Raw genomic sequence first — 17,519 nt, 5'->3', positions numbered from 1 at the left:
CCGATGTGGTCGCGATCAGCCACCGGTCATGTTCATGAAACGCAGGATCTGCACTTCGCCGCCGACTTCGAAGTGATGGCGGTAAGGCTTGAGCTGCACGGCTGTGCGGATGGACTGTTCGAGGCGCGCCGGATCGCCCGGATGGGCCCGCAGCACCTGCTTGAGGTCCAGCGAGTGCTCGTTGCCCAGGCACAGCAGCAGGCGACCTTCAACCGTCAGGCGCACCCGGTTGCAGGTCGCGCAGAAGTTGTGGCTGTGGGGCGAGATGAAGCCGACCCTGGTTCGCGGTGCCTCGGCCAGGCGCCAATAGCGTGCCGGCCCCAGGGACGACTCGGCCGACTCGACCAGGGTGAAATGCTCGGCCAGGCGCGCGCGTACCTCATCGCTGGAGCAGTAGGACTCGCCACGTTCGTGTTCGCTGATTACGCCCAGCGGCATTTCCTCGATGAAGGAAATGTCCAGTTCCCGGTCGATGGCGAAGCGCACCAGGTCGACGATCTCGTCGTCGTTGCGGCCCTTGAGCACCACGCAGTTGAGCTTGGTCCGACGGAACCCCGCGCGGCGCGCGGCATCGATGCCGGCGATGACCTGTCGCAGGTCGCCGGTGCGGGTGAGCGCGCGAAAGCGCTCCGGATCCAGGCTGTCGAGACTGATGTTCAGGCGCGCAACACCGGCGTCGAACAGCGGCTGGGCCAGCCGGCCCAGTTGCGAGCCATTGCTGGTCAGGCACAATTCTCGCAGCCCGGGCAGGGTCGCGATGCGCGCGCACAGCTCGACGATGCCCTGGCGTACCAGCGGCTCGCCGCCGGTCAGGCGAATCTTGCGCGTGCCGAGGGCCACGAAGCGCTCGGCGACCTGATACAGCTCTTCGAGCGTGAGGATGCGTTGGCGCGGCAGGAACTGCATGTCCTCGGCCATGCAGTAGACACAGCGGAAATCACAGCGGTCGGTGACCGACATGCGCAAGTAGTCGATTTTCCGGTTGTAGCCGTCGATCAAGGACTGGTCACGTTCTTCCACAGATATGCCTGAATGCTGGGGGCGTCATGCACGCCGCGTGTCAAGTCAACCTATAACCTGGCCAAGGCTGCGTCAAATTGGTTTTTCCGACCGCACGATCAGCCTGCTCTATCGGTACGCCAAGATCGCTGGCTCAACGTCGCACCGGGAACGCCGTGGTGAATTTCATCTGCTCCATGGCGAACGTGGATGTGATGTTGGACAAGCCATCGGTGCTGGTGATCAATTTCTTGTAGAAGCGATCGTAGGCCGGCATGTCCGATACCACCACGCGCAGCAGGTAGTCCCAGTCACCCGCCATTCGGTAGCACTCCATGACTTCCCCGAAACCGCTCACGGTCTCGGCGAAACCGGCCAGCCAGGCGGTGTCGTGGCGCTGGGTCTTGAGCTGGACGAAGACCGTCAGGCCCAGGCCCAGGCGCTGCGGGTCGAGCAGGGCGACGCGGGCGCGAATGTAGCCTTCTTCCTCGAGCCGCTTGACCCGTTTCCAGCAGGGTGTGGTCGACAGGTTGACCGCTTCGGCCAGGTCCTTGAGCGAAATCGAGGCATCGCGTTGGAGCAGGGTGAGGATGTGCTGGTCGAAGCTGTCCATGTCGCTGAGCGCTATCCAGGCAAGGCTATGATGTGCAGCCTAACCAAGCCGAGGCGCCGCGCATAGGGGTATGGCCTGCCAAGCGGCCTGGCGGGGCGGGATGTGCCATAGTGTTCTTTCAGGTTCCATTCGCCACAGGCCAGACCATGTCCGACAAGCCGCGCCACTTCGCTACCCGCACCATCCATGCCGGCGAGCAGAACCTCGTCGCTGACAATGCCCTGTTTCCGGCCATCGTCACCGCCAGCTCCTTCGTCAAGCATGGTCTGGACGACCACCCGGCCTATGCCTACAGCCGCGTGGCCAACCCTACCCGGCATGCCTACGAGACCTGCGTCGCGGCGTTGGAGGAAGGCGTCGGCGCCGTGGCCTGCGCGTCCGGGGTCAGCGCCACCGCCACGGTGCTCGAGCTGCTGCCCAAGGACTCCCATGTGGTGGTCATGCGGGGCGTCTATGGTGGTACCTTTCGTCTGCTGGAAGACTACCGCGCGCATACCTGCGGACTGACCACCAGTCATGTCGATCTCAACGACCTGCAGGCGGTGAGCGATGCGATTCGCTCCGACACTCGGCTGATCTGGATCGAGTCGCCGACCAACCCGTTGTTGCAACTGGTGGACATCAAGGCGCTGTGCGACCTGGCCCGTGCCCGCGGCGTGCTGACCTGCATCGACAACACGTTCTGCTCGCCCTGGAACCAGCGACCGATCCGCCTGGGTGTCGACCTGGTGATGCACTCGGCAAGCAAGTACATCGGTGGCCATTCCGATCTCATTGGCGGCGTGGTAGTGGCAGCCGACGAACGCCTGTTGGCTCGGCTGCGCAAGATCAGCATGGCGGTCGGTGCGATCCAGGGCCCGTTCGATTGCTACCTGGCCCTGCGCGGTCTCAAGACCCTGGATGTGCGCATGGAGCGTCAATGCGCCAATGCCTTGCAGGTCGCCAGGTTCCTGGAAAACCACCGCAACGTCGAGCAGGTGTTCTACCCAGGGCTGGAGAGCCATCCGCAACACGCCCTGAGTCAGCGCCAGATGCGCAGCGGCGGCGCAGTGGTGGCGATGCGGGTCAAGGGCGGCCGGGCGGCGGTTGAGCGTCTAGTGGAGCGGCTGCAGATCTTTGCCCTGGCCGATTCGCTGGGCGGGGTCGAGAGCATGGTCAATCATGCCTGGAGCATGTCGCACAATTCGCTGCGGCCCGAGCAGAAGCAGCAGATGGGCATCACCGAGAACCTGCTGCGGCTGTCGATCGGTGTCGAGGATGACCGGGACCTGATCGAGGATCTGGGTCAGGCGCTGGCGGCTGCCGGGTAGACCGGCCTGGCCATGGTCGTCGGCGAAGGCGCTGGCGGGCCGCTCAGCAGCCGGCCCATGACGTGCCATCGAGCCTGGTTCATTTGCCCAGCTCCCGCATCCCGTCCTCCAGCCCTTGCAAGGTCAGCGGGTACATGCGCTGCTGGACCAGCTCGCGTACCAGGCCGGTCGATGCGCTGTAGTCCCAGGTCTGCCGGGGGTAGGGGTTGATCCACACCAGCTTCCTGAACTTCTCGGTGAAGCGCTGCATCCAGACGTACCCGGCTTCTTCGTTCCAGTGCTCGACGCTGCCGCCGGGCTGGGTGATTTCGTAGGGCGCCATCGAGGCGTCGCCGACGAAGACCACCTTGTAGTCGTCGCCGTACTTGTGCAGCAGGTCGAACGTGGCGAAGCGCTCGGCATTGCGCCGCAGGTTGTTCTTCCACACCGTCTCGTACACGAAGTTGTGGAAATAGTAGTACTCCAGGTGCTTGAACTCGGTCTTGCAGGCCGAGAACAGTTCCTCGCAGACACGGACATGGGCGTCCATGGAGCCGCCGATATCGAACAGCAGGAGCAACTTGACGCTGTTGCGTCGTTGCGCACGCATCTGGATGTTCAGCAGCCCAGCATCCCGGGCGGTGTGCTCGATGGTGCCGTCGATGTCGAGCTCTTCGGCAGCGCCGTCGCGAGCGAACTTGCGCAGGCGGCGCAAGGCCAGCTTGATGTTGCGGGTCCCCAGTTCGACCTGATCGTCCAGGTTGCGATATTCCCGCGCCTCCCACACCTTGACCGCCTTGCCCTGGCGCGTACCGGCGTCACCGACCCGAATGCCCTCGGGGTTGTAGCCGCCCGCGCCGAACGGGCTGGTGCCGCCGGTGCCGATCCACTTGTTGCCACCGGCATGCCGGCCCTTCTGTTCCGCGAGGCGCTGCCTGAAGGCTTCGATCAGCTTGTCCAGCCCGCCCAGCGACTGAATCGTTGCCCGTTCCTCTTCGCTTAGCGAGCGCTCGAATTCCTTGCGCAGCCACTGTTCGGGAATCAGGGCCTCCAGGTGCCGGTCGAGGTGCTGCAGCCCATCGAAGTAGGCGCAAAAGGCTCGGTCGAACTTGTCGAAATGTCGCTCATCCTTCACCAGGATGGCGCGCGCCAGGTAATAGAACTCGTCCATGTCGGCGAACACCACCTGCTTTTGCAGGGCCGCGAGCAGGTCGAGCAGTTCGCGCAGTGACACCGGCACCTTGGCCGCGCGCAGCTCGTTGAACAGGTTCAGCAGCATGGCACGGCTCCGTCAGCGGTTGCCGCGCCGGCTCATGAAAGCCAGGCGCTCGAGCAACTGGACATCCTGCTCGTTCTTCACCAGCGCGCCTGCCAAGGGCGGGATGGCCTTGGTCGGATCGCGTTCGCGCAGCACCGCTTCGCCGATATCGTCGGCCATCAGCAGCTTGAGCCAGTCGACCAGTTCCGAGGTCGAGGGCTTCTTCTTCAGGCCCGGCACCTTGCGCACGTCGAAGAATACCTCGAGCGCTTCGCTGACCAGGCTCTGCTTGATACCGGGAAAGTGCACGTCGACGATCTTCTGCAAGGTGTCCCGGTCGGGGAAGGCGATGTAGTGAAAGAAACAGCGCCGCAGGAAGGCATCTGGCAGTTCCTTCTCGTTGTTCGACGTGATGATGATGATCGGTCGATGCCTGGCCTTGATGGTCTCGTTGGTCTCGTAGACATAGAACTCCATCTTGTCGAGCTCCTGCAACAGATCGTTGGGAAACTCGATATCGGCCTTGTCGATCTCGTCGATCAGCAGGATCACCCGCTCCTCGGCCTCGAAGGCCTCCCACAGCTTGCCCTTCTTCAGGTAGTTGCGTACGTCATGCACCTTGTCCACGCCCAGTTGCGAGTCGCGCAGGCGGCTCACCGCATCGTATTCGTACAGCCCCTGGTGGGCCTTGGTGGTGGACTTGACATGCCAGGTGATCAACCGCGCCCCGAAGGCTGCCGCCAGCTGCTCGGCCAGCATGGTCTTGCCGGTACCCGGTTCGCCTTTCACCAGTAAAGGCCGCTCGAGGGTGATCGCCGCATTGACTGCCAGCTTCAGGTCGTCGGTGGCGACATACTCGCCAGTGCCTTCGAATTTCATGGGCCGTTCCTTTGAATGGTCTGTGCGCGGCGCCGATGCACCGGCTGTCCGCATCGGGGCGGCCGGACGCCGCTGTCTATCGTCGGACTATAACGCGGCCCATCGGCGCTGGGAACGCGACTGCTATTCGGGGTCGGGCTTGGGCTGCTCATAGCGCGCGTTGAAAGCCTGCACGAAGCCGTTGCGCAAGATCTGCAAGAAGGCCTCGAAGGCGCTGATGTCTTGCTGGTGCACGTTGCCGTTGAGTTCGACCCGCGTGGCGAACTGGTTCTTGGGTTGGTTCTTCAGGACTGTCTGGCCAGCGCCGACCACCGCTTCCCAGATCGAACGGAAGAAGCCTTTGTCCTTTTCCTCCACGTCCTGTTGCCAGTTGAACACGTCGACATCGCGCAGCAGCGGCTTGATATAGCCATTGAGCCTGCCGTTCTCGGCCTGGGCTTCGATCACCACGTCGCCGTGGCCAGCATTGAAATCGAACTTGCCATAGGCGCTGGCGAAGTCGTTGAGCCGACGCAGCTGGATATCGGTGGCGCGCAGACGGAACTGGAAGTCGTCGAAGTCGCTGAACGGGTCGAAGGTCGCGCTGCTTTCGACCTTGGCGTCGCCGAGCAGTCGCGCGTTCGCCTCGAAGCTGGCATCGCGCCGGCCTTGCTCGTCACGCACGTTGGTCAGGTTGCGGATGCTGGCGTCGAGCTGGGTCGCCTTGAGGTTGACCTGAGGCTTGGAATGGAAGTTGCGGAAGGTCAGGGTACCGTTGTCGATACGGACTTCGTTGAGGGTGATCGGCAGCAGCTTTTCCAGTTGCTGGCGCCAGTCGGTGCCTTGACCGGTCTGGGACTGCTGCTTGCTGCCACCATCGACGAAATTCAGCTCGGGGCGTTCGAAGGTCACTTCGGCGACCACTGCGCGGTCATGCCACAACGCCTGCCAGCTCACCGACAGGTCGATCAGCGGAGCGTCCAGCAGCGGCACGGGGACCTTGCCAGTGGTCTTGACGATCTGCAGGCCCTTGATCTGGTAAGCGCCGCGCCACCAGGCCAGGTCCACGTCGGTCACCTGGCCCTTGTACTCACCCATGTCGGCCAGCTTGTCGTTGAGGTAGTTGCGCACGAGGTAGGGCAGCGTCAGGTGCAAGACCAGCAATAGCAGCAGTACGCCGACCAGGCCGACGAGCGGCCAGCGATATCGACCTTTCATCGAATGCTCTCCAAGGGCAGATGTGCGGTTGACCGTCACCAGTGCATGCGAGTTCGAACGGGCTTTACGCCCCAGGCACGCAGGCTTACCCTGTGGTTTTCACTGCACGGTTACAAGGACCTGCCATGAGCCGTATCTACACCGACAACGCCCATTCCATCGGCAACACGCCGCTGGTGCAGATCAACCGCATCGCCCCGCGGGGCGTGACCATCCTGGCCAAGATCGAGGGTCGCAACCCAGGCTACTCGGTCAAGTGCCGGATCGGCGCCAACATGGTCTGGGACGCTGAAGGCAGTGGCAGGCTCAAGCCGGGCATGACCATCGTCGAGCCGACCTCCGGCAACACCGGCATCGGCCTGGCGTTCGTCGCCGCGGCGCGTGGCTACAAGCTGGTCCTGACCATGCCGGCTTCCATGAGCCTGGAACGGCGCAAGGTGCTCAAGGCGCTCGGCGCCGAGCTGGTGCTGACCGAGCCGGCCAAGGGCATGAAGGGCGCCATCGAGAAGGCCGGCGAAATCGTTGCCAGCGACCCGGCGCGGTACTTCATGCCGGCGCAGTTCGAAAACCCGGCCAACCCCGCCATTCATGAAAAGACCACCGGTCCGGAGATCTGGAACGACACCGATGGGGCGATCGACGTATTGGTCGCTGGCGTGGGCACGGGTGGCACCCTCACCGGTGTTTCGCGCTACATCAAGCAGACTCAGGGCAAGCCGATTCTCTCGGTGGCGGTCGAGCCGGTCAGTTCGCCGCTGATCAGCCAGACCCTGGCTGGTCAGGAGCTGACCCCCAGCCCGCACAAGATCCAGGGCATCGGCGCCGGTTTCGTGCCGAAGAACCTGGATCTTGCGCTGGTCGACCAGGTCGAGACGGTGACCGACGAAGAGTCCAAGGCCATGGCCCTGCGCCTGATGCAGGAAGAAGGCATCCTCTGCGGCATTTCCTGCGGCGCGGCCATGGCTGCCGCGGCACGCCTGGCGGAGAAACCGGAAATGCAAGGCAAGACCATCGTGGTGATCCTGCCCGACTCGGGCGAGCGCTACCTGTCGAGCATGCTCTTCAGCGACCTGTTCACCGAACAGGAGAACCAGCAGTGAGCGTGGGCCGCCACCCATGGCAGGGCCGACACCCGTTGCTGGTGCTCGAAGCAAGGTGAGCTGCGCCCCGGATGTTGGACACCCATCCAGCATCCGGGTTTTCCCATGAGCAAGTACTCAATACCGCTCAAGCAGTCAGTGATCCAGGCCTTTCTCGAACGCGGACGAGGCGTTCGCCATCTTGCCGAGCGGTTCCAGCTGGAACCAGCACTGCACACACCCAACCCATGAGGCAGCTCACGGCCCTATGGGAAGTTGCCCTGGCGCAACGTCCGTCATGCGCTGCTGCTGCACACTGGGCGGCACTCTCCGGCAGTGGCTGTTTTTACCGGCGCCGGATAGGTTTATCATCAGTGGCTGATCCGTAAGCAGGCAGCGATCGCCTGTTCTGCTCTCCAAGGAGTGTTGCATGACCTTTTCCTTCCTCGCCAAGGCGGCCATCCTGCTGGTGTTCGTCGGCAGCGTCCTGTTCGTGCACCTGCGCGGCAAGGCGCGCTTGCCGGTGCTGCGCCAGTTCGTCAACCACTCGGCGCTGTTCGCCCCCTACAACAGCCTCATGTACCTGTTCTCGGGCGTACCGTCCAAGCCCTATCTCGATCGCAGCCGCTTCCCCGAGCTGGACGTGCTCAAGGACAACTGGCAGGAGATTCGCGAGGAGGCCATGCGCCTGTTCGACGAGGGCTACATCCGCGCCGCCGAAAAGGACAACGACGCCGGCTTCGGCTCGTTCTTCAAGAAGGGCTGGAAGCGCTTCTATCTCAAGTGGTACGACAAGCCGCTGCCTTCGGCCGAGGCGTTGTGCCCCAGGACCGTCGAACTGGTCAGCAGCATCCCCAACGTCAAGGGCGCGATGTTCGCGCTGCTGCCAGGCGGCAGTCACCTGAACCCGCACCGCGATCCGTTCGCCGGCTCCCTGCGCTATCACCTGGGGCTTTCCACGCCGAACTCGGACAACTGCCGGATCTATGTCGACGGGCAGCCCTACGCCTGGCGAGATGGCGAGGACGTGATGTTCGACGAGACCTTCGTCCACTGGGTCAAGAACGAAACCGACATCACCCGGGTGATCCTGTTCTGCGACGTCGAACGGCCGCTCAGCAGCCCGCTGATGACCCGTATCAACCGCCAGGTCAGTGCCTTTCTCGGGCGAGCGACCGCTCCACAGAACACCGATGACGAGCGCGTCGGCGGGATCAACCAGGCCTATGCCTGGAGCAAGCGCTTCAGTAACGTCGTCAGCAGCCGGGTCAAGACTTTCAAGCGTGCCAATCCCAAGGCCTACCGCGTGCTCCGGCCGGTGCTGGCCGTGCTGGTGGTCTACGCACTGTACCGCTGGCTGTTCTGAGCCGCGCGTCTGCCAGAAGCCCTCGTCAGGCCCAGGCAGCGAGCGCGACGGCAGGTTTCAACCGGTGCGCTGTGGCTTGAGCACCAGCCATAGCGCCGCACCGATCAGCAGGCCGCCATACAGGTGCGCCATCGACAACGGCTCATTCAGCAGCCAGGCGCCCCACAGCACGCCGAATACCGGGATCAGGAACGTCACGGTGCTGGCCTTGACCGGGCCAGTCTCGGCCAGCAGCCGGAAATACAGGATATAGGCAAAGGCTGTGCATACCAGTCCCAGGCCCAGCAAGGACAGCCAGACCTGCCAGCCGCCCCAGCCGGCAGGCGGCCGGGACAGCCAGTCCCAGGCGAACAAGGGCGTCAGTAGAATCGTGGCGCCGATCATGCTGCCCAACGCCGAAAGGCGACTGTCCAGGCCTGCGACCCAGCGCCGTGCCAGGTAGCCGGCGAAGCCATAGCAGGTGGTCGCGCCCAGACAGGCCAGGGCACCTTTGATCAAGGCCAGGTCCAGCGCGACCGGCCCCGCGCCGCTGAGGATCCCGACACCCAGCAGTCCGAGAAAGATCCCGCCCAGCTTGGCCAGCGTCATCGCCTCGTTGAAGAACAGCACGCCGATCAGCACACCCATCAGCGGCGTGGTGGCATTGAAGATCGCCGAATAGCCGGCGGGCAGGACCTGGGCCGCGACGGCATAGAGCGTTGCCGGAATCCCCGAGTTGATCATGCCCAGGACGATGCAGGCGCCAAGCTTGCCCTGGAAGTCCAGCGGCAGCCGCGCGGCCACGAAGATCGCCAGCAGGCCGAGACAGGCGATCGCCACCCGCAAGAAGGCCGTAGGCACGCTGCCAAGTTCGGGAGCGATGATACGCATGAACAGAAAGCTGGCACCCCATATGGCGGCGAGGGTCAGCAGGCGGGTCAGGGCAATGGGGCTCACTTGGCGCTCCGGGAATGCAGGGCAGGGGAGCTTGAAGCGTGGAGCTGCAAGCTGCAAGCCCCAGGCGCCAAGCCACAGACGGATCGGCACCGCGCTCTGCTCTTGCTCTTGCTCTTGCTCTTGCTCTTGCTTGCGGCTTGCAGCCTCATCCCCTCCCCAGACACTTCATTTCACTGAAGTCCCCGCGCACCTTGCCCAGGCGTTCCTGCAAGTGCTGGCGCTGCGCCGGCGTGCTTTGCTGCATCAGGTCCACCAGCAGGCTGCGAGCCTGCCGTTCGGTGTTCTCGAAGGCCAGGCGATACTGTTCGGTCCAGACGCTTTCCTTGTGTCGCAGCAGCTGCGTCAGGCGTGGTTCGAAGGCGGGCGTCTGGCGCTGCTCCATGGCTGCCAGCAGCTGCGCCTGCCAATGGGCGCGGTTGGCGATCCAGGCGCGATTCTGCTCGCCCAGCGCTTGCGACCAGCGCTCGATGCGCAGTCGCTGGGCCTGGCTGAGCTCGCCAAGCCATGGCTGGATGCGCTTCTCCATGCGCTTGGCGCGTTCGTCGATCTGCCTGGCCAGCGGCACGTCCACATACTCGGCCTGGCGCTCGCGGATGTCCTTGGCGAAGGCCTTGCGCATCTCGCCGACCTGCCGCTCGTCCATGCCGGCCAGCAGCTCGATCGCCGAAGGCGTGATGGCTTCGGCGACCCGGTCGATGGCTTCCCGAGCCTCGCGGGTGCGTTGCCGCAGGAGCGGATCGGTCACTTCGTTGCGTGCGACCATTGCCCGGATCTGGTCGAGCCAGTCCAGGTAGCCAGGCAGCTCGGTCTGGCAGTGCCAGGCCAGGTGCTGTTTCAGGCGCTGGTCGAGCCAGTTCTTTTGCTGGCGGTTCATGTCCAGGTAGTCGCCGAGTGACCACGGGACCAGCACGTCGAGATTGCGGTAGGCCAGGTCGATACGGCTGCAAGAGGCCAGCGACAGGGCCACGGCGCAGAGGGCCAGGAGCGTGCGCAGGGCGTTGTTCAGGCGGACAGGCATGAGCGATTCCTTGCTTGGGCGTGCCAGGTTGTAGACGCAGTGGGGAACAGGCGGTTCCTGCCAGTTGCAGGCGTCTGCTCAGGTTCGGTGTAGAATAGGCGCCTTGTCTCGAGGATTTATCGGTTATGGCTTTGCTTGGGCGTTACAACAGTTTGCAAATCGTTAAACACACCGACTTTGGCCTGTACCTCGACGGTGGTGCCGACGGCGAGATCCTGCTGCCCCGGCGCTATATTCCCAAGGACGTGCCCAGCGAGGTCGACGACTGGCTGAACGTGTTCATCTACCTCGACAGCGAGGACCAGCTGATCGCGACCACCGAGAAGCCCAAGGTGCAGGTCGGCGGCTTCGCCAGCCTCAAGGTCAAGGACATCAACAACGCCGGCATCTTCCTCGACTGGGGGCTGACCAAGGACCTGTTGATGCCGTATTCCGAAGAGCAGCGCCCGCTGAAGATTGGCGACTATTGCGTCGTCCACGTCTATCTCGACAAGCGCACCCGGCGCATCACCGCCACTGCCCGCCTGGATCGCTACCTCGATCGCACGCCGGCCAGCTATGCGGCGGGCCAGGCCGTGGGTCTGCTGGTGGTGGGCCAGACGCCCATGGGGTTCAAGGCGATCATCGAGGATCGCCACTGGGGCCTGATCCACCAGAACGAGGTCTTCAAGTTCCTGCGTCCGGGCATGCGCGAGAAGGGTTTCATCAAGCAGGTGCGCAGCGACGGCAAGATTGCCCTGAGCCTGCAGCCGGTCGGCCAGGCGCTGTCCGACGATTTGCAGGCGCAGATCATCAAACGCCTGGAAGAGGCGGGCGGCACGCTGGAAGTGTCCGACAAGAGCGCGCCGGAGCTGATCAGCCGCCTGTTCGGCGTCAGCAAGGGCAATTTCAAGAAGGCGATCGGGGGCTTGTTCAAGCAGGGCCTGATCGTCATCCATGACGATCGCATCGAGCAGGTCTGATCAGGCCTGCAGGAACGGCCTGAAATCGAGCTGCTCGCCGCCTGGGCGCGTGTCACGCAGCAGCGAATCGCGATCGGCGCTCAGCGCCAGGCTGATGGTCGAGCGGCGCTTGCCAGGGTGGCGTATTTCCATCTGTTCTTGGTGAGCGCGAAGGAAACTGATCGGGACCTTCAGATGCTGCAGCTCGTCGCTGTCGGGCGCATGCAGCAGCAGGTTGACCCAGTCTGGCTGTCCCTTGCGCAACAGCGCGACCGGCACTTCGAACCACCACAGGTTGCGCTTGCGGTCGAGGATGGCGAACAGCGTGTTGTCACGCGTGAGCACCGGGCGCGCCAGCGTTTCGTTGCGACGGGCGATGGCGGCGGGTTTGTCGAGTTTCATGCAGGTTCCTGCGGTCGAAGCGGGCATGGTCCAGCGCTGGTCGGGCAGCTACATGGCTTGACCGACAGGCAGCGACGGGAGATGAAGTCGGATATTGTGCGGGTGCGCGCATCGCCGGACAAGCCTTCGCGGCCGCATGCAGCGACCCCGAAGACCTGTCCCGACGGCAGGCGAGCAGCCCCGACCTTCAGTCGACCCCGACGAACCCGCCAGTCTGATGCTGCCACAGTCGGGCATACAGCCCTTGCTGCGCCAGCAGCTCGGCGTGGCTGCCGATCTCCACGATGCGGCCTTTCTCCAGCACCACCAGCCGGTCCATTCGGGCGATGGTCGACAAGCGGTGGGCAATGGCGATGACCGTCTTGCCTTGCATCAGCGTTTCCAGGCTTTCCTGGATCGCCGCTTCGACTTCCGAGTCCAGTGCCGAGGTGGCTTCATCCATGATCAGGATCGGCGCGTTCTTCAACAGCACTCGGGCAATGGCGATACGCTGACGCTGGCCTCCGGAGAGCTTCACTCCGCGCTCGCCGACATGCGCGTCGAAGCCGGTACGGCCCTGGGCGTCGGACAGCAACGGGATGAAATCGTCGGCGCGCGCGCCGCGCACTGCTTCCCAGACTTCTTGCTCGCTGGCCCCTGGGCGTCCGTAGAGCAGGTTCTCGCGGATCGAACGATGCAGCAGCGAGGTGTCCTGGGTGATCATGCCGATCTGCGCCCGCAGGCTGGCCTGGGTGACCTTGGCGATGTCCTGGCCATCGATGAGAATGCGTCCACCGTCGAGGTCGTACAGGCGCAGCAGCAAGTTGACCAGGGTCGACTTGCCTGCCCCGGAAGGGCCGATCAGGCCGATCTTCTCGCCGGGCCGAATCTCCAGGTCCAGGCCGTCGATGACCTTGTTGCCCTGGCCATAATGGAAGTCCACCTTCTCGAAACGCACGCCGCCGCGCGCCACCTGAAGCCTGGCGGCGTCCGGCAGGTCGGTGACCGTGACCGGCTGGGCGATGGTCTGCAAGCCATCCTGGACCATGCCGATGTTCTCGAAGATGCCGTTGACCACCCACATGATCCACGCCGACATGTTGACGATACGGATCACCAGGCCAGTGGCGAGGGCGATCGCACCCACCGAGATCGATGACTGACTCCACAGCCACAGGGCCAGGCCCGTGGTGGTGACCACCAGCAACCCGTTGAGCGAGGTGATGACCAGATCCATGCTGGTGATCACCCGCGAGGCCAGCTGGGTCTTTTCGGTCTGCTCGCTGATCGCCTCGCGGGCATACTGGCGCTCGTGGTCGGTATGGGCGAACAGCTTGAGCGTGGCGATGTTGGTATAGCCGTCGACGATGCGCCCCATCAGCCGTGAGCGCGTCGGAAGAGGTCACGGAGCGAGCCTTGACTCGCGGCACGAAGTGGTACAAGGCCGCGACGTACAACACGATCCAGGCCAGCAACGGCACCATCAGTCGCCAGTCCGCTTCGGCGAACAGCACCAGCGAACTGACCGCGTAGACCAGCACGTGCCACAGCGCATCCACGGCCTGTACCGCCGAGTCGCGCAGCGAGTTGCCGGTCTGCATGATGCGCTGGGCGATGCGCCCGGCGAAGTCGCTCTGGAAGAAGTTCAGGCTCTGTTTGAGCACATAGGTGTGGTTCTGCCAGCGGATCAGGCTGGTCATGCCGGGGTTGATGGTCTGGTGGACCAGCAGGTCGTGCAGGCCGAAGAACAGCGGCCGCAACAGCAGTACCACCACCAGCATCCAGATCAGTTCGCCCCTGTGCCTGGTGAAGAAGCCGGGGTCAGGCTCGCCCTGGGCCAGGTCGATGATCCGGCTGAGATAGCTGAACATCGCCACCTCGATCAGCGAAGCCACCAGGCCCACCAGCAGCAGGGCCAGGAAGCTCGGCCAGACCTGGCGCAGGTAGTACAGGTAGAACGGCAGCACCTTGCCTGGCGGCGCCTCGGATGGCGCCTCGCGGAAGATGTCGATGATGCGTTCGAAACGACGGTACAGCATGGATTTCCTGACTCCTTGTTCGGCGCGACCCTGGGCCGTTCACGTCCCTGTGCTCAGCGGGTCAGTCGATGCGCTTGGCCGACTTGATGTACACCGGGTCGGCCGGTACGTCGCGCATGCCTTTCTTGATCGTGGTGGGCGAGTTGACGATCTGGTCGACCACCTCCATCCCCTTGGTCACCTTGCCGAACACGGCGTAGCCGGCATCCCGGCCGGGGTTGAGGAAGTCGTTGTCGGCCACGTTGATGAAGAACTGACTGGTGGCCGAGTTGGGGTTGGCGGTACGGGCCATGGCCAGGGTGCCGCGAGCGTTGGCCAGGCCATTGCTGGCCTCGTTACGGATCGGATCGCGGGTGGGTTTCTGCAGCATCGTGTCGGTGAAGCCGCCGCCCTGGGCCATGAAGCCTGGGATGACACGATGGAAGATAGTGTTGTCGTAGAAGCCACTGTCGACGTATTCGAGAAAGTTCTTCGTGCTGAGCGGCGCTTTCTCGGCGTTCAGTTCGACCTCGATGGCACCGAAGCTGGTGTCGAGCACGACGTGGGGCTGCTTGTCGGAGGCCAGGACGTTGGCGGCGAAGGCAAGCGAACAGGCGGCGAGCAGGATGTTCTTCAGCATGGGCTCGATGATCCTTGGAAAGTGAAGGGTGGTCGGGATTGCAGCAGGGTCTGGTTGGGCACCCCTGGAAGGGTCCTGCGGCGTAGCGTGCCGGGAATCGGCGCCGATCGCCAGCGACGTGTAGGACATGCACGCCACCTGGCGTGCCTCGAGTTGTATCCGCTATTGTCCAGGTCAGCCTCGATCACCCAAGTGGGACATTGCCATGGCCGATGCGTTCCGCCGCGCCCAGCCGGCGAGCGCCTCCTGTCGCTGCGGGCGGGGCTTGCGGGCGTCGTGCTCGCAATCGGCCAGGCGGGGCCTCAGGGGTGGGCCACGGCCGTGAACGGGACGTCCAGCGGCGCGGTGTCGAAGCGGCGCAGCAGGTCGATGAGGATCTGCGTGGCCGGGCCGAGAGTCTTGTCCTTGCTCGCGTACAGGTAGAACGGCGGATGACGGCGGCCACCCTGGTCCAGCGGCAGCGCCTTGAGCAGGCCATCGCGCAGTTCACGCTCGATCATGTGCCTGGGCAGCCAGGCGAAGCCCAGCCCGCTGCCGACGAAGGTAGCCGCGGTGCCCAGGCTGCCGACGGTCCAGCGTTGCTCGGCGCCAAGCCAGCCGACATCGCGTGGCTGCGCCCGGCCGGAGTCACGGATGACCACTTGCAGCTGGCTTTCCAGGTCCTGGAAGGTGATGGCCCGATCCAGCCGATGCAGGCTGTGTTCAGGATGAGCAACCGCGACGAACTCCACCGTGCTCAGCTCCGTGCCTAGGTAGCCAGGAATGCTGAAGCTGCTGATCGCCAGGTCGGCGACGCCCTCCTGCAGCACTTCCTCGACCCCGGAAAGCACCTCCTCGCGCAATCGCACGCGGCAGCCGCGACTCTGCGGCATGAAGGCGCTCAAGGCGCGCACCAGGCGCGCACTGGGATAGGCCGCATCGACCACCAGGCGCACTTCGGCTTCCCAGCCTTGTTCCATGTGGTGGGCCAGGTCCTCGAGCTGGCTGGCCTGCTTGACCAGTTGCCGGGAACGTCGCAATAGCACGTTGCCGGCTTCGGTCAGTACCGCCTTGCGCCCATCGATACGCAGCAGTGGCACGCCGAGCTGTTCCTGCATGCGCGCCACCGTGTAGCTGACCGACGATTGCGAGCGGTGCAAGGCATCGGCTGCCTGGGCGAAGCCGCCATGATCGACCACGGCCTGCAAAGTGCGCCACTGGTCGAGGGTCACGCGTGGCGCTTTCATATGCTGCTCCTGTCGTGCGGGTCTGCGCGCTTGCTGGAAGCGTCCATGCAGCGAAGAAAACAATTAATTCGATATATAGGAGCCAATAATTACGCTTTTTTATCGATAAGTCCATGGTTAACCTTGCTCCATCGCTTGACGACCCCGTGCCGATGGAGGCCACCATGTCCCGTGTATTGATCATCGAAAGCAGCGCCCGCCAGCAGGATTCCGTTTCCCGCCAACTGACCCGCGACTTCGTCGAGCGCTGGCAGTCTGCTCACCCGAACGACCAGATCACTCTGCGCGATCTGGCCAATGCGCCGGTTCCCCACCTCGACGCGCAGCTGCTCGGCGGCTGGATGAAGGCCGAAGAGCAGCGCAGCGCAGAGGAGCAGCAGGCGCTGGCACGCTCCAACGAGCTGACCGAGGAATTGCTGGCAGCCGATGTGCTGGTCATGGCCGCACCGATGTACAATTTCGCCATTCCCAGTACCTTGAAGGCCTGGCTGGACCACGTGCTGCGTGCCGGCATCACGTTCCGCTACACCCCCGAAGGTCCTCAGGGGCTGCTGACCGACAAGCGGGCCATCGTCCTCACCGCCCGAGGCGGCATCCATGCCGGCGCCGTGAGTGATCACCAGGAACCGTACCTGCGTCAGGTGCTGGCGTTCATCGGCATCCAGGACGTGACCTTCATTCATGCCGAAGGTTTGAACATGGGCGGCAGTCTGCTCGAGAAAGGCCTGAGCCAGGCCAAGGCGCGGATGGCTGAACTGGCCTGAAAGGGCTGCTGACTCACCGGGCAGCAGGCCAGGTTCATGGTGCCGCGGCGCCTCAGGCGCGCTCGATCACCGCTTGCGCTGCGCCATGTGTCTCAGGTAGGCCAGCACCGCATCGAGCTCATGATCGCTCAATACTTGCGGTGGGAAGGCTGGCATCTTGCCTTGCGGCCAACGCCGCAGGCTCTGTGGGTCGCGGATATAGCGACGCAGGTACCCTGGCTGGAAATATTCGGTCGGGTTGTGTGGCAGGTTCAGGTCCGGGCCCAACTGCGCATCGCCTGCGTCGTTGAGCCGGTGACAGACCAGGCAGTTCTGTTGGAACAGGGCGAAGCCTTTGCGTACCGGATCGTCTGTGGCCAGCCTGGATGCCGGCAGCAGCGCAGGGAAGCGTTCGGCTACCGTGGCGAGCTTGCGAATGGCCACGATCTGGAAGGGCCACTGTTCAGGGCGTATCCCCGCAGCCTGCGGCTGGGTCCAGACTACGTAGAACGGTCCGGCGCTCGGCTTGCCTGGCCCCAGTGCCGGCCAGGGGCGCAGCGGATCCTCGATCGCCAGCCAGGCGCGCGCTGGCCCGTCGCGCAACAGCGGCCCAGCCGGCATCTCGGCGGCGAACCCGTCCCGCGCCAGCGCCTGCAGATGGTCGCTGGCGCTGGCGCCTTCCAGCACCACGGCCAACGGTACCGCACGGTAGCGCATCGGGCGCTTGTAGCTGACATCCTGCTCGATGACGATTTCTCGCGCCTGCGGATGGGCAAGCAGTTGCTCGCTCTGCCAGCGCTGCGGGCCGGTACCGCTCTCGATGTCCAGCTGCGCGGCGGCAAGAGGCAAGCTGAACAGGCAATGCAGCAGGATGAAACAGCGGCGCATGGGTGGTCTCCGACGTCAGGGTCGGCAGCTTACCTGTGCCGCGGCCGT

At 64.1% G+C, this 17,519-nt stretch carries 17 protein-coding genes and 1 pseudogene; 6 read left to right on the top strand and 12 right to left on the bottom strand.

Translation table 11 applies throughout. From position 1 onward, the window contains the following. Positions 1-15: 15 nt before the first annotated feature. Positions 16-1,020, bottom strand: coding sequence for a GTP 3',8-cyclase MoaA (gene moaA / locus ACY8GK_RS10205; protein WP_462402945.1), 1,005 nt, complete (start codon positions 1,018-1,020; stop codon positions 16-18). Positions 1,021-1,153: 133 nt separating this feature from the next. Further along, a complete protein-coding gene (locus ACY8GK_RS10200) occupies positions 1,154-1,612 on the bottom strand; it encodes an Lrp/AsnC family transcriptional regulator (RefSeq protein ID WP_462402944.1) in 459 nt (152 codons plus the stop codon). A gap of 146 nt (positions 1,613-1,758) precedes the next feature. On the opposite strand from ACY8GK_RS10200, the gene ACY8GK_RS10195 reads away from it, so the two are divergent. After that, positions 1,759-2,922, top strand: coding sequence for a trans-sulfuration enzyme family protein (locus tag ACY8GK_RS10195; RefSeq protein ID WP_196177436.1), 1,164 nt, complete (start codon positions 1,759-1,761; stop codon positions 2,920-2,922). 79 nt (positions 2,923-3,001) lie between these two features. Here ACY8GK_RS10195 and ACY8GK_RS10190 read toward each other — a convergent pair whose 3' ends face one another. The 3 genes from ACY8GK_RS10190 to ACY8GK_RS10180 all read right to left on the bottom strand — a co-directional run bounded on the left by ACY8GK_RS10190 (position 3,002) and on the right by ACY8GK_RS10180 (position 6,235). Further along, positions 3,002-4,180 carry a vWA domain-containing protein gene (locus ACY8GK_RS10190; protein WP_196177434.1) on the bottom strand — a complete coding sequence of 393 codons (1,179 nt, stop codon included), beginning with the start codon at positions 4,178-4,180 and terminating at the stop codon, positions 3,002-3,004. 12 nt (positions 4,181-4,192) lie between these two features. Beyond that, positions 4,193-5,038 carry an AAA family ATPase gene (locus ACY8GK_RS10185; RefSeq protein WP_196177432.1) on the bottom strand — a complete coding sequence of 282 codons (846 nt, stop codon included), beginning with the start codon at positions 5,036-5,038 and terminating at the stop codon, positions 4,193-4,195. A gap of 123 nt (positions 5,039-5,161) precedes the next feature. Next, a complete protein-coding gene (locus tag ACY8GK_RS10180) occupies positions 5,162-6,235 on the bottom strand; it encodes a DUF748 domain-containing protein (RefSeq protein WP_196177431.1) in 1,074 nt (357 codons plus the stop codon). Between the two features lie 125 nt (positions 6,236-6,360). Between ACY8GK_RS10180 and cysK the strand changes: the two genes are divergently transcribed. The 3 genes from cysK to ACY8GK_RS10165 all read left to right on the top strand — a co-directional run bounded on the left by cysK (position 6,361) and on the right by ACY8GK_RS10165 (position 8,680). Continuing rightward, complete coding sequence (gene cysK, locus ACY8GK_RS10175) at positions 6,361-7,335, top strand: cysteine synthase A (protein ID WP_196177429.1); 975 nt, start codon at positions 6,361-6,363, stop codon at positions 7,333-7,335. A gap of 105 nt (positions 7,336-7,440) precedes the next feature. Further along, positions 7,441-7,566, top strand: a complete 126-nt coding sequence (locus ACY8GK_RS10170) for a hypothetical protein (RefSeq protein WP_268947979.1) — start codon at positions 7,441-7,443, stop codon at positions 7,564-7,566. Between the two features lie 178 nt (positions 7,567-7,744). Next, the gene (locus ACY8GK_RS10165) at positions 7,745-8,680 is read left to right on the top strand and encodes an aspartyl/asparaginyl beta-hydroxylase domain-containing protein (RefSeq protein ID WP_196177427.1); all 936 of its coding nucleotides are present in this window, start codon (positions 7,745-7,747) and stop codon (positions 8,678-8,680) included. A gap of 57 nt (positions 8,681-8,737) precedes the next feature. Here ACY8GK_RS10165 and ACY8GK_RS10160 read toward each other — a convergent pair whose 3' ends face one another. Both ACY8GK_RS10160 and ACY8GK_RS10155 read right to left on the bottom strand, forming a co-directional pair. Beyond that, complete coding sequence (locus ACY8GK_RS10160; RefSeq protein WP_462402943.1) at positions 8,738-9,616, bottom strand: DMT family transporter; 879 nt, start codon at positions 9,614-9,616, stop codon at positions 8,738-8,740. A 145-nt stretch (positions 9,617-9,761) separates the two neighbouring features. Next, positions 9,762-10,634 (bottom strand): DUF6279 family lipoprotein, encoded by an 873-nt coding sequence (locus ACY8GK_RS10155; RefSeq protein ID WP_196177423.1) that lies wholly within the window; start codon positions 10,632-10,634, stop codon positions 9,762-9,764. Between the two features lie 125 nt (positions 10,635-10,759). On the opposite strand from ACY8GK_RS10155, the gene ACY8GK_RS10150 reads away from it, so the two are divergent. Beyond that, entirely contained in the window at positions 10,760-11,596 is an 837-nt protein-coding gene (locus tag ACY8GK_RS10150) for a CvfB family protein (protein ID WP_462402942.1), read from the top strand. Here ACY8GK_RS10150 and ACY8GK_RS10145 read toward each other — a convergent pair whose 3' ends face one another. The 4 genes and pseudogenes from ACY8GK_RS10145 to ACY8GK_RS10130 form a co-directional block, all read right to left on the bottom strand. Continuing rightward, the gene (locus ACY8GK_RS10145; protein WP_462402941.1) at positions 11,597-11,977 is read right to left on the bottom strand and encodes a hypothetical protein; all 381 of its coding nucleotides are present in this window, start codon (positions 11,975-11,977) and stop codon (positions 11,597-11,599) included. It lies immediately after the preceding gene. Between the two features lie 187 nt (positions 11,978-12,164). Continuing rightward, positions 12,165-13,995, bottom strand: a pseudogene (locus tag ACY8GK_RS10140) (ABC transporter ATP-binding protein). A 61-nt stretch (positions 13,996-14,056) separates the two neighbouring features. Beyond that, complete coding sequence (locus tag ACY8GK_RS10135) at positions 14,057-14,614, bottom strand: peptidylprolyl isomerase (RefSeq protein ID WP_196177866.1); 558 nt, start codon at positions 14,612-14,614, stop codon at positions 14,057-14,059. Positions 14,615-14,916: 302 nt separating this feature from the next. Continuing rightward, the gene (locus ACY8GK_RS10130) at positions 14,917-15,840 is read right to left on the bottom strand and encodes a LysR family transcriptional regulator (RefSeq protein ID WP_196177415.1); all 924 of its coding nucleotides are present in this window, start codon (positions 15,838-15,840) and stop codon (positions 14,917-14,919) included. 164 nt (positions 15,841-16,004) lie between these two features. Between ACY8GK_RS10130 and ACY8GK_RS10125 the strand changes: the two genes are divergently transcribed. After that, positions 16,005-16,604: an FMN-dependent NADH-azoreductase gene (locus ACY8GK_RS10125; RefSeq protein WP_196177413.1), complete on the top strand. Its 600-nt coding sequence runs from the start codon at positions 16,005-16,007 to the stop codon at positions 16,602-16,604. A gap of 66 nt (positions 16,605-16,670) precedes the next feature. On the opposite strand, the gene ACY8GK_RS10120 is transcribed toward ACY8GK_RS10125, so the two are convergent. Further along, a complete protein-coding gene (locus ACY8GK_RS10120; RefSeq protein ID WP_462402940.1) occupies positions 16,671-17,471 on the bottom strand; it encodes a c-type cytochrome in 801 nt (266 codons plus the stop codon). Between the last annotated feature and the right edge of the window lie 48 nt (positions 17,472-17,519).

The sequence above is a fragment of the Pseudomonas sp. Marseille-QA0332 genome (assembly GCF_054950175.1).
Note: the sequence above shows the minus strand (reverse complement) of the source record. Positions and strands in the feature narration are given on the sequence as shown.

Coding starts and splice junctions, on each gene's coding strand:
- ACY8GK_RS10125 (WP_196177413.1), top strand. CDS start 16,005: ATGTCCCGTGTATTGATCATCGAAAGCAGCGCCCGCCAGCAGGATTCC.
- ACY8GK_RS10145 (WP_462402941.1), bottom strand. CDS start 11,977: ATGAAACTCGACAAACCCGCCGCCATCGCCCGTCGCAACGAAACGCTG.
- ACY8GK_RS10165 (WP_196177427.1), top strand. CDS start 7,745: ATGACCTTTTCCTTCCTCGCCAAGGCGGCCATCCTGCTGGTGTTCGTC.
- ACY8GK_RS10135 (WP_196177866.1), bottom strand. CDS start 14,614: ATGCTGAAGAACATCCTGCTCGCCGCCTGTTCGCTTGCCTTCGCCGCC.
- ACY8GK_RS10130 (WP_196177415.1), bottom strand. CDS start 15,840: ATGAAAGCGCCACGCGTGACCCTCGACCAGTGGCGCACTTTGCAGGCC.
- ACY8GK_RS10170 (WP_268947979.1), top strand. CDS start 7,441: ATGAGCAAGTACTCAATACCGCTCAAGCAGTCAGTGATCCAGGCCTTT.
- ACY8GK_RS10180 (WP_196177431.1), bottom strand. CDS start 6,235: ATGAAAGGTCGATATCGCTGGCCGCTCGTCGGCCTGGTCGGCGTACTG.
- ACY8GK_RS10195 (WP_196177436.1), top strand. CDS start 1,759: ATGTCCGACAAGCCGCGCCACTTCGCTACCCGCACCATCCATGCCGGC.
- ACY8GK_RS10155 (WP_196177423.1), bottom strand. CDS start 10,634: ATGCCTGTCCGCCTGAACAACGCCCTGCGCACGCTCCTGGCCCTCTGC.
- ACY8GK_RS10150 (WP_462402942.1), top strand. CDS start 10,760: ATGGCTTTGCTTGGGCGTTACAACAGTTTGCAAATCGTTAAACACACC.
- ACY8GK_RS10200 (WP_462402944.1), bottom strand. CDS start 1,612: ATGGACAGCTTCGACCAGCACATCCTCACCCTGCTCCAACGCGATGCC.
- ACY8GK_RS10120 (WP_462402940.1), bottom strand. CDS start 17,471: ATGCGCCGCTGTTTCATCCTGCTGCATTGCCTGTTCAGCTTGCCTCTT.
- cysK (WP_196177429.1), top strand. CDS start 6,361: ATGAGCCGTATCTACACCGACAACGCCCATTCCATCGGCAACACGCCG.
- ACY8GK_RS10190 (WP_196177434.1), bottom strand. CDS start 4,180: ATGCTGCTGAACCTGTTCAACGAGCTGCGCGCGGCCAAGGTGCCGGTG.
- ACY8GK_RS10185 (WP_196177432.1), bottom strand. CDS start 5,038: ATGAAATTCGAAGGCACTGGCGAGTATGTCGCCACCGACGACCTGAAG.